Raw genomic sequence first — 9,966 nt, 5'->3', positions numbered from 1 at the left:
GCCTGCCCGCACTGCGAGCTGGAAGGGCACGAACCGGATGCCGTGCATTGCCGCCACTGCGGCGAGAAACTGCCCCCGGTCTTCAACGTCTGATCAACGCGGGGCGGGCCGCCCCCCCCCCCCCCCCCCGCCCGCTCAGCGTGCGCCGCTGGACTGGGCCAGGCGGTTGCTCATGTCGACCAGGTCGTTGTAGCTGACCAGCAACGCTTCGGCCGAGCCCTGCGGGTTGTTGATCCGGCCGCCGCTCTCCATCAGCATCTGCTCGCTGCGGGTATATGGCTTCTTTGACTCGACGCGCTCGATGCGGCGGCCGGCATCGCGGGCCAGCGCATCGGCTGCGCGCTCCAGGTGGCCCCACATCGCATCGCCCTTGCCGACCTTGTCGTCCTGCGCCTGCTGCAGCAACGCCTGGAACGCAGCGAGCTGAGTGCGGGCCATGGCCAGGTCCGGCGCCTCGGTGTTGAGCAGCTGGGTCAGCTGCTTGCCATCGCCGAGGATCTTGATCTGGTAGTACGCCATCGAACGGCCTTCAGAGGCTTCAATCTCCTTGAGCTGTTCGGCGCGGCGTTCGTCTTCGCGCTTTTCCAGCGCCGCATCCAGTGCGGTAGCTGCATCGAAGAAGGCCATATAGGCCTTCATCAACGGCGCATGCTGGGTGCGCATCCCGGCATGGTCATCGCGCAGGTAGTCCTCGCGGCTGTAGTAACGGTCGGCCTGCTCGATCAAGGCGTACAGGTCGACGAAGGTCTTCTGGTAAGCGCTTGCCGCCGGATCCAGCTCGGGCTCGGCCGGCGTCATCGCCAGCGCCGCCACCATCGGGGCATTGCATGCGTCCACCCGATGCGACAGCACCGTGCCTGGCCCACGCACCTTCTTCTCGTTGCCGGTCGGGCCGGCCTCCGGGTCCTGCATCCAGCCGATGTACTGCTGGAAGCCTTCGTGGATCGGCTGTTCAACGGCGTTGAAGCAGGCGATGTAGGCGTTCACCTTCTCCACGCCCTGGGTATCGGCGACGCTGCCCGGCCCCTTGCTGCAGGCGCCGAGCAGGCTGATCAGGGCAATGGCGGCGGCAAGCGGCGCGGTCCGTGTGCGGAATGACATGCGAGTGTCCATACAAATTGGGGCCCGCACCTTAACAGCCCGGTGTGTGCAGCCGCTGTCATCGCACGCCGGGCGCGCGTCAATCCAGGAACAGATCCGGCATCAGCGGGCGCGATGGATCGACGGCGTAGCCGCTCAGATCGGTGATGCCGGCCTGCGCCAACACCTCGTCATCGAGCAGGAACTGTCCGCTGAAACCGGCCGCCTCACGGCACAGCACCGCGTGCGCGGCATCGGCCAGAATCGCCGGCGTGCGGCAGCCACTGATATCCACCCCGGGAATCATGTTGATCGCATCGGTGGCGATCACCGTGCGCGGCCACAGCGCGTTGACGGCCACGCCCTGCGGGCCGAATTCGGCCGCCAGGCCAAGGGTGACGAAGCTCATGCCCATCTTGGCCAGCGTGTAGCCGGTGTGCGGGCCCCACCACTTCGGATCCAGCGTCGGCGGCGGCGCCAGCGTGAGGATGTGCGGGTTGGGCGCCTGCAGCAGGTGCGGCAGGCAGGCCTGCGCGCACAGGAAGCTGCCGCGCGCGTTGACCTGCTGCATCAGGTCGAAGCGCTTCATCGGCGTGTCCAGGGTGCCGCGAAGCCAGATCGCGCTGGCGTTGTTGATCAGGATGTCGATGCCACCGAAGGTATCCACGGTGGCGGCGACGGCCGCGCGCACCTGATCCTCTTCGCGGATGTCGCACTTCAGCGCCAGCCCCTGCCCGCCTGCGGCGGTCACCGCCTCGGCAGCGCTGTGAATGGTGCCGGGCAGCTTCGGATTGGGCACCGACGACTTGGCCGCAATCGCGATGTTGGCACCATCGCGTGCCGCACGCAGCGCAATGGCCAGGCCGATGCCGCGCGAGGCGCCGGTGATGAACAGGGTCTTGCCTTGCAGACTGGCCATGCGCGGAATTCCTTGGATGCGAGTGCAGTGAATCCGCATTATGCCGCTCCGGCGCACACGCCGGATTCATGCGCCGCGTCGATACTGGGGGTTCACGTTCTGCATGGAATGAGCGACATGACGGCGATCCGCCTTGCCCTGACCGCGCTGGCCCTGGTGCTGGCCCTTGGCGCCTGCCAACCTGCTGGCGGTCCTGCCGCCTCCGCGACGCAGGACGCTGCGACCGTCCCAGGCACCGCCGGTGGCACCTCCCCCTTCGGCGAAGCGGCGATCTGGGACGGCGAGGTCGATGCCTGCCGTGGCCAGGCACCGGTCGCCGATGACTGTCTGTCCAAGGCGATGCAGGCGGCCAAGGCCAGCCCGCAGGCGATCGCCGCTGCCCATCAACTGGGTGCGCAGGGCAATCCCGGCTACGTGAGCGCATGGCGGGACCAGGACGGCGTGGGCATCGCCACCATCGAGTACCCGTTCCGTGCCAACACCAATGAAGGCACGCTGCTGGTCGACAGCGCCGGGCACACGGTGGATGTGGATGCGGACGTGCTACCGGAAATGTCGCGCGCCGATGCCACCGTCAAACCATTCCTGGATGCACACCCGGATGCCTCACCGTTTGCCCCGGCCGAAGCCAGCGGCAGCGAAGCACTGCCCAATGGCGGCGTGCGCCTGATCTACAGCACGCCGCTGCGCACCTGCCATGCGTGTGCAGCGGATGGGGTGCTGCGGGTCGCCTACGATTTCGATGCGCAGCGCCGCTTCGCCGGCAAGCAGATCCTCGATCTGCGCTGATCACCTGCGCGTGGGCAGCGTCAGCCGGGCGCTCGCCCGGTCATTGCGGCGAGTGCGCGCTGCCTGCGCTCACGGCTTGGGACCCTGCCCTTCGTTGTCTTCCCAGTGCAGGATCTTTCGCGTGACAAAGCGGTAGACCGGCTTGCCGGTGCGGAACCAGAGATCACGCACCCACGAAGTGCGCTTGAGCAGCCGCTTTTCCACCGGAGTCAGCGACTGCCGGCAGTACATGCGCTTGTGCTTGAGCAGATGGCGCAGGTCCTCGCGGGCCAGCAGGCGCATCCAGCGCGAGCGCGGATTGCCGATCACCGCCAGCTGGAAATCGATCAACGCCGGCGAGCCGTCTTCGCGCACCAGCCAGTTGGCCTCCTTGGCCAGGTCGTTGTGTGCGATGCCGTGGCGATGCACCTGCTGCAGCAGCCGTCGCGCCGCGCGGAAGTAGGCCAGATCGCCATGCGGCGGACGCTGGTACATGGCATCACCGGCCATGAAACTGCGGTCCAGCCAGCGCCCGTTCCAGCCCAGCAACCGCGGCGTGGCGGGCATGCCATCCAGATGTGCCAGCGCGCGCGCCTCGCGCCGTGCCAGCCACCACGCCGGCAGCCGCAGCCACCAGGGCGTGGCCTCCAGATCACGGCGTACGAAGCGATGGCCGTCCTGTTCCATCAGCAGGATGCGGCCGAAGCTGTCGGCTTTGAGGGCGGTCGGGGCGGCGTCGGCAGGGCGTGTCATGCCGCCATTCTAGGCGGGTGATCGCGTTCATTCACTGCAGATGCCGCACATTCCCGGCGTCTGGCGGGCAGTCAGTCACTTTGCCCCCTCTATAATCCCCCGATGGACTCGTCATGGATCGATGCCACGCTTGCGTGGATCTCAGCTCACCCCGTGCTTGCCGGCGCGGTCATTTTCCTCATTGCCTTCTGCGATGCGGTCATCGTGCTGGGCGCGATCGTGCCCGCGTTGCCGCTGTTGTTCGCGGTCGGTGTGTTCATCGGCCTGGGCCAGATCTCCGGGCCGTATGCCGTGGCCTGCGCGGCCTTGGGCGCATTCGCCGGTGACGGCATCAGCTACTGGGTAGGCCGGCGCTGGGGCGATCGGCTGCGGGGCTTCTGGCCCTTCAGCAAATACCCGCAGCTGCTCGATCGCGGCGAGACGATGTTCCGCCGCAATGCCTTCAAGAGCATCCTGGTGGCGCGCTATGTCGGCGCGATCCGCCCGTTCGTGCCGGCCATCGCCGGCATGATGAAGATGCCGTTGTCGCGCTACATCCAGGCCAGCGGCATCGCCAGCCTGTCCTGGGCGGTCCTGTTCCTGGCGCCCGGCTGGGTGCTCGGCGAGGCCTACGACGCGGTCGCCGCGGTCGCCGGCCGGCTGGTGATGGTGCTGGCCCTGCTCGGCGTGATCATGGGCCTGGTGTGGGCGATCGTGCTGTACGGCTACCGCTGGTCGGCCTCGCGCATGGACAGCTGGCTGGCCAGTCTGCTGGCGTGGTCGCAGCGTCACCCGCCCCTGGGCCGTTACTCGGTCGCCGTGTTCGACCCGCAACGCCGTGAGTCGGTGCCGCTGGCGATGCTGGCGCTGATGTTGCTGCTGCTCGGCTGGGGCTGGTTCGCTCTGTTGATGGCGGTGGTCGCCCACGGTGAGCCGTTGATGGTCGATCTGGCCGTGCACCACGCGATGCTGGCATTGCGCAATCCACTGGCCGATTACCCGATGGCCGCACTGGCCTCGTTGGGCGCCTGGCAGGTCCTGCTGCCGGCCACGGCGGCCGGCATGGGCTACCTGGTCTGGCGCCGGCGCTGGATGGCGGCCGCGCACTGGCTGGCCGCCCTCGCCTTCGGGCTGGCGCTGTGCAAGCTGCTCGGTGCGACGGTGGACGTGGTCCGTCCGCCGGATGCGAGCAGCGGCTTCGGCTTCCCATCGGTCTCGGTCACGATGGCCACGATCACCTTCGGCTTCTTCGCGGTGCTGATCGCCCGCGAGCTGCCCGGGCGCACGCGTGTGTGGCCTTACCTGCTGTCGGGCATCATCGTCAGCCTGATCGGCTTCGCGCGCATCTACCTGGGTGCGCATTGGCTGAGCGATGTGATCGGCGGCATGCTGTTCGGCCTGTTCTGGCTGCTGGTGCTGGGCATCGCCTACCGCCGCCGCTTCAACCGCTCGTTCTGGGTCAAGCCGGTGGCATGGTTGTTCTACGGCACGTTCGCCATCGCCGCGCTCTGGTACGCCCCACGCAACATTCCGGTGAAACTGGCGCGCTTCGAGCCTGCCCAGCCGACCCCGGCGCCACTGGATGCCCAGGCCTGGTGGACGACCGAGTGGCAGCACCTGCCCTCGCGTCGCAATGAGTTCGATGACGATCAGCGCTGGCCACTGGATGTACAGGTGGCCGGTCCGTTGGCGCCGCTGCAACGCCGGCTGGAAAGCCAGGGCTGGCGCGTGCAGCCGCAGGCGGGCTGGGAGCAGGCGTTGTTGATGCTCGACAAGTCCTCCGACAAGGACAAGGTACCGGTACTGCCGGCCACGCTGGATACCCAGGTCGAATCGCTGCTGATGCTGCGCGCCGGCAACGCGCCCAATGAGATTTTCGCGCTGCGCCTGTGGCCGGCACCGGCACGCCTGGCGGCGCCGGACAATGAACCGCTGTGGCTGGGCAGTGCGCAGACCCTGCACTACCAGCAGCACTTCAAGCTGATCGGGATGTGGCGGCCGATGCGTGGCATCGACCCGTCGCTCAATGCGGTCCGCCAGGCACTGGACGGCCTGCCGCAGCAGGTCGATACCCATCCGGACACCGAGATGCCGGTGCTGCGCGTGCGCATGCCGCCGGCCAAGTGATGCAGCGCCGGGGGCTACCCGGCCGAGGGCCGTAACGCGGGGCAGGGCCGCGCGTTACGGCATCCAGTCCAGCAGCGCCTGCAGGCGCTGGTGCGGGTCATCGTGTTGCAGCAGTTGCAGGCGTTGCGCGTCCTGCAGCGGCAGCAGTTCGGCCAAGCGCCAGCCGACCCAGCTGGCCTGCTCCATCTGCGCCGGGCTGACCGGGGCGAAGGCCGCGCCGGCCTGCTCGATGATGTGCTCCAGCACGGTGGCCATCAGCGCGTGCTCGGGCTGCAGTTCGTCGTCACTGTCGGCGGCGCACCAGGTCACCTCGGCAACGATCAGCCCGTTGTCGCGCACGCGGGTGTGATCCACATGGAAGCGGCGCTGGCCGCGCAGGCGCAGCACCAGCACACCATCGGCACCCACGTCGAAATCCTCGATCCGCGCCTCGACCCCGTAGGCGGCCGGCAACGCCGGCGCACCGACCTCCTCACCGTCCAGGATCAGGCACACCCCGAAGGCAGTCCCCGCACGGCTGCATTCGCGCAGCATATCCAGGTAGCGGCGCTCGAACACCCGCAGGCCGAGCGCGGCGCCGGGCAGCAACACGGTGTGCAGCGGGAACAGGGGCAGCGAAGCGGTGTCGGTCATGGCGAGCGGCACTCAGGGTTGCTGCAGCTGCGCCAGGAAGCGTCGCGGGGCCCCGTCGAAACCGCCGTTGGACATGAACACCACATGGTCACCCGGCACTGTGATCGCGCCCAGTTGAGCCAGCAGCGAATCCGTATCGGCCACGGCGTGGGCTTCCCCCCGGACGGCGGCAATCACGCTGGCCGCATCCCAGGCCAGTTCCGGGCGATGCAGGAACACCACCGCGTCGGCACCGTCCAGCGAGGGCGCCAGCGCCTGCGCGTGTGCCCCCAACCGCATCGAGTTGCTGCGCGGCTCCATGGCCACCACGATGCGGGCATCGCCCACCTTGGCACGCAGGCCATCGAGGGTGGTGCGGATCGCGGTGGGGTGATGCGCGAAATCATCGTAGACGGTGACATCGCGCGCTTGGCCGATCACTTCCATCCGGCGCTTGACGCTGCGGAACGCGGCCAGCGCCGGGATCACCGTGGCCAGCTCGACGCCGACCGCATGCGCGGCAGCCAGCGCGGCCAGCCCGTTGAGCACATTGTGGCGGCCAAGCAGCGACCAGCGCACTTCACCGATGCGCTCGCCGCGATGGTGCACCACGAACACACTGCCGTCGGCCTCCACCAGCTCGGCATGCCATTCCAGCGAAGGATCGAAACCGAAGCGCTCCACCGGGGTCCAGCAGCCCATCGCCAGCACCTCGGCGAGATAGGCATCTTCGCCATTGACGACCAATCGCCCACGCGCGGGCACGGTGCGGATCAGGTGATGGAACTGGCGCTGGATCGCGGCCACGTCCGGGAAGATATCGGCGTGGTCGTATTCGAGGTTGTTGAGGATCGCCACCAGCGGCCGGTAGTGCACGAACTTGCTGCGCTTGTCGAAGAACGCGGTGTCGTACTCATCGGCCTCGACCACGAACTCACGGCCGCTGCCGACGCGCGCGGAGACGCCGAAATCCTCGGCCACGCCGCCGATCAGGAAGCCGGGTTCACGCCCGGCGCTGTGCAGCAGCCAGGTCAGGATGGTGGTGGTGGTGGTCTTGCCGTGGGTGCCGGCGACCGCCAGGGTGTCGCGGCCCGGCAGCACCTGCTCGGAGAGCCACTGGGCGCCGGAGATGTAGCGTTGGCCTGCATCCAGCACCGCTTCCACGGCGGGATTGCCACGCGAGAGGGCATTGCCGATCACCACCTCGTCGCAGTCCGGTGCCACGCTGTCGGCGCGGTAGCCCGGATCCAGGGCGATACCCAGGCGTTCGAGCTGGGTGGACATCGGCGGGTAGATCGCCTGGTCGCTGCCGCGGACCGTATGGCCCTTCTCGCGTGCCAGCGCGGCCCCGCCGCCCATGAAAGTGCCTGCAATGCCAAGAATGTGGATCGTGCTCATGCGTACGATTGTCGCCGATCACCACCGTCGATGGAGATCGCCGTCAGACAACTCCTAGTCGACTATCAGAAAAATCCAGCGCGGTGTCGGGGAATTCCCGATAGCGCCATACTGTGAAGACGGACACAATTATATTGGCCAGCCGCAGTACTCCATTGGTCCTACTCCCCAAGAGGCCATCCCCAGGGGGGCTCATGCTGCGGGGCTCTGAGCAAGCCCGCCCGCTGGCACCTTCAAACCACACGCCTGGTCCCTTCGGGGGCCGGGCGTGTGTGTTTCCGGCGCCTGCAAACGTACGGCCGGCGCGGTGCCGCCGTAGCGGCACCGACCCGCATCAAGCCTGGATCGCGGCGCGGATGCGCGCTTCCACATCATTCAGTTCGCCCACGCCATCGACGCGCGCGAGGGTGCCGCGGCCTGCGTAGAAATCCACCACCGGCGCGGTCTGGTCGTTGTAGACCTGCAGGCGCTGGCGCACCGATTCGGGATTGTCATCAGCGCGGCCCTGTTCGGCGGCGCGGCCAGCGATGCGCTCGACCAGCAGTTCGGTCGGCACGTCCAGCTGCACCACAGCATCCAGCGGCTGGCCGATCTTGGCCAGCAGGCTGTCCAGCGCGTTGGCCTGGGCCACGTTGCGCGGGTAACCGTCGAGGATGAAGCCCTTGGCCACATCGTCCTGGCCCAGGCGCGACTCGAGCATGCCCAGCAGGATGTCATCGGACACCAGGTTGCCAGCGTCCATCACAGCCTTGGCCTGCTTGCCCAGCTCGGTGCCGGCGGCGACTTCAGCGCGCAGCAGATCACCGGTGGAAATATGCGCAATCGAGAGATGTTCCTTCAGGCGCGTCGCCTGCGTCCCCTTGCCCGAACCGGGCGGTCCCAACAGAACCAATCGCATCAACCTGACTCCAACTTGGTAAGAAAATGGAAGGGCGCGCGCCCCGGGATTGTCCACAATCACGCTGCACCGCAATACGCGCACTTTACCCCATACCGGTAATGTCTCTGCAATGTCCTTCCCCCAGACCAAGGTCGCACCATGCCCAACGGTACCCTGCTCTACGCCCAGTCAGGCGGCGTCACCGCCGTCATCAATGCCACCGCCTCGGCGGTCATCAGCACGGCCAGGGCCAAAGGAATCAAGGTCTTGGCCGCGCGCAACGGCATTCTCGGCGCGCTCCGCGAGGACCTGATCGACACCTCGAAGGAGACCGCCGCCGCCATCGCCGCCCTCGCCCATACCCCCGGCGGCGCGTTCGGCTCGTGCCGCTACAAGCTCAAATCGCTGGAGGCCGACCGGGCCAAGTACGAGCGCCTGCTCGAGGTGCTGCGCGCCCATGACGTGCGCTGGTTCCTCTACAACGGCGGCAACGATTCGGCCGATACCGCCTGGAAGGTCTCCCAGCTGGCCAAGGCCTTCGACTACGACCTGACCTGCATCGGTGTGCCCAAGACCATCGACAACGACCTGGCCGTGACCGATACCTGCCCGGGCTTCGGCTCGGCCGCCAAGTACACCGCCGTCTCCGTACGCGAAGCAGCGCTGGATGTGGCCGCGATGGCCGAGACCTCGACCAAGGTGTTCGTCTACGAGGCAATGGGCCGCCACGCCGGCTGGCTGGCCGCCGCCGCGGGCCTGGCCGGCCAGGGCGCCGATGATGCCCCGCACATCATCCTGCTGCCCGAGCGCGCGTATGACGAAGCGGCGTTCCTGGCCAAAGTGAAACAGGTGGTCGAGCGGGTGGGCTATTGCGTGGTGGTGGCCTCCGAAGGCATCCAGACCGCCGATGGCCGCTTCGTCGCCGATGCTGGCGGCGGCACCGATTCGTTCGGGCATACCCAGCTCGGGGGCGTGGCCTCGCAGCTGGCCGCGCGGGTCAAGGATGGGCTGGGCTACAAGGTGCACTGGACCCTGCCCGACTACCTGCAGCGTTCGGCGCGCCATCTGGCCTCCAAGACCGATTGGGAGCAGGCACAGGCGGTGGGCAAGGCGGCGGTGCAGTTCGCGCTGAAGGGCCAGAACGCGGTGATGCCGGTGATCGTGCGCACCAGTGACACGCCCTACCGCTGGAAGATCGAGGCAGCCCCGCTGCACAAGGTGGCCAACCACGAGAAGAAGATGCCGGCCGGCTTCATCCGCCGCGATGGCTTCGGCATCACCGACAAGGCCCGCGCCTACCTCGCCCCGCTGATCAAAGGGGAAGCGCCGCTGCCGTACGGGTCCGATGGGCTGCCGAAGTACGTGACGCTGAAGAACGTGGCGGTGAAGAAGAAACTGCCCTCCTTCGAGGCGTAATCGACCCGGTAGTGGGGGGGGGGGGGGGGGGGGG

General features: G+C 67.7%; 9 protein-coding genes and 1 pseudogene. 4 read left to right on the top strand and 6 right to left on the bottom strand.

The features are described from left to right. Positions 1-93: pseudogene (locus ACE026_RS19450) on the top strand (ion transporter); the annotation flags it as partial. Between the two features lie 42 nt (positions 94-135). Here ACE026_RS19450 and ACE026_RS19445 read toward each other — a convergent pair. Beyond that, entirely contained in the window at positions 136-1,101 is a 966-nt protein-coding gene (locus ACE026_RS19445; RefSeq protein ID WP_486040485.1) for a YiiG family protein, read from the bottom strand. A 79-nt stretch (positions 1,102-1,180) separates the two neighbouring features. Next, positions 1,181-1,999 (bottom strand): SDR family oxidoreductase, encoded by an 819-nt coding sequence (locus ACE026_RS19440; protein WP_486040484.1) that lies wholly within the window; start codon positions 1,997-1,999, stop codon positions 1,181-1,183. A 117-nt stretch (positions 2,000-2,116) separates the two neighbouring features. On the opposite strand from ACE026_RS19440, the gene ACE026_RS19435 reads away from it, so the two are divergent. Further along, positions 2,117-2,788 carry a hypothetical protein gene (locus ACE026_RS19435; protein WP_486040483.1) on the top strand — a complete coding sequence of 224 codons (672 nt, stop codon included), beginning with the start codon at positions 2,117-2,119 and terminating at the stop codon, positions 2,786-2,788. A gap of 69 nt (positions 2,789-2,857) precedes the next feature. Here ACE026_RS19435 and ACE026_RS19430 read toward each other — a convergent pair whose 3' ends face one another. Then, on the bottom strand, positions 2,858-3,520 hold the full coding sequence (locus ACE026_RS19430) for a serine/threonine-protein kinase (RefSeq protein ID WP_486040482.1): 663 nt from the start codon (positions 3,518-3,520) through the stop codon (positions 2,858-2,860). A 102-nt stretch (positions 3,521-3,622) separates the two neighbouring features. On the opposite strand from ACE026_RS19430, the gene ACE026_RS19425 reads away from it, so the two are divergent. Further along, the gene (locus tag ACE026_RS19425) at positions 3,623-5,626 is read left to right on the top strand and encodes a bifunctional DedA family/phosphatase PAP2 family protein (protein ID WP_486040480.1); all 2,004 of its coding nucleotides are present in this window, start codon (positions 3,623-3,625) and stop codon (positions 5,624-5,626) included. 54 nt (positions 5,627-5,680) lie between these two features. Here the strand turns inward: ACE026_RS19425 and ACE026_RS19420 are convergent, their stop codons facing one another. From ACE026_RS19420 to ACE026_RS19410, 3 genes are all read right to left on the bottom strand, one after another. Next, the gene (locus tag ACE026_RS19420; RefSeq protein ID WP_486040479.1) at positions 5,681-6,259 is read right to left on the bottom strand and encodes an LON peptidase substrate-binding domain-containing protein; all 579 of its coding nucleotides are present in this window, start codon (positions 6,257-6,259) and stop codon (positions 5,681-5,683) included. A gap of 12 nt (positions 6,260-6,271) precedes the next feature. After that, positions 6,272-7,636 carry a UDP-N-acetylmuramate:L-alanyl-gamma-D-glutamyl-meso-diaminopimelate ligase gene (mpl, locus tag ACE026_RS19415; RefSeq protein WP_486040478.1) on the bottom strand — a complete coding sequence of 455 codons (1,365 nt, stop codon included), beginning with the start codon at positions 7,634-7,636 and terminating at the stop codon, positions 6,272-6,274. Between the two features lie 334 nt (positions 7,637-7,970). Next, positions 7,971-8,534, bottom strand: a complete 564-nt coding sequence (locus tag ACE026_RS19410) for an adenylate kinase (protein WP_019183836.1) — start codon at positions 8,532-8,534, stop codon at positions 7,971-7,973. A gap of 141 nt (positions 8,535-8,675) precedes the next feature. On the opposite strand from ACE026_RS19410, the gene ACE026_RS19405 reads away from it, so the two are divergent. Further along, a complete protein-coding gene (locus ACE026_RS19405; protein ID WP_486040476.1) occupies positions 8,676-9,932 on the top strand; it encodes a 6-phosphofructokinase in 1,257 nt (418 codons plus the stop codon). Positions 9,933-9,966 lie beyond the last annotated feature (34 nt).

The organism is Stenotrophomonas sp. AGC87, from assembly GCF_057333975.1.
Note: the sequence above shows the minus strand (reverse complement) of the source record. Positions and strands in the feature narration are given on the sequence as shown.

Excerpts from the sequence above, each read along its gene's own strand:
- ACE026_RS19445 (WP_486040485.1), bottom strand. The coding sequence starts at position 1,101 with ATGTCATTCCGCACACGGACCGCGCCGCTTGCCGCCGCCATTGCCCTG.
- ACE026_RS19435 (WP_486040483.1), top strand. The coding sequence starts at position 2,117 with ATGACGGCGATCCGCCTTGCCCTGACCGCGCTGGCCCTGGTGCTGGCC.
- ACE026_RS19425 (WP_486040480.1), top strand. The coding sequence starts at position 3,623 with ATGGACTCGTCATGGATCGATGCCACGCTTGCGTGGATCTCAGCTCAC.
- mpl (WP_486040478.1), bottom strand. The coding sequence starts at position 7,636 with ATGAGCACGATCCACATTCTTGGCATTGCAGGCACTTTCATGGGCGGC.
- ACE026_RS19440 (WP_486040484.1), bottom strand. The coding sequence starts at position 1,999 with ATGGCCAGTCTGCAAGGCAAGACCCTGTTCATCACCGGCGCCTCGCGC.
- ACE026_RS19420 (WP_486040479.1), bottom strand. The coding sequence starts at position 6,259 with ATGACCGACACCGCTTCGCTGCCCCTGTTCCCGCTGCACACCGTGTTG.
- ACE026_RS19410 (WP_019183836.1), bottom strand. The coding sequence starts at position 8,534 with ATGCGATTGGTTCTGTTGGGACCGCCCGGTTCGGGCAAGGGGACGCAG.
- ACE026_RS19430 (WP_486040482.1), bottom strand. The coding sequence starts at position 3,520 with ATGACACGCCCTGCCGACGCCGCCCCGACCGCCCTCAAAGCCGACAGC.
- ACE026_RS19405 (WP_486040476.1), top strand. The coding sequence starts at position 8,676 with ATGCCCAACGGTACCCTGCTCTACGCCCAGTCAGGCGGCGTCACCGCC.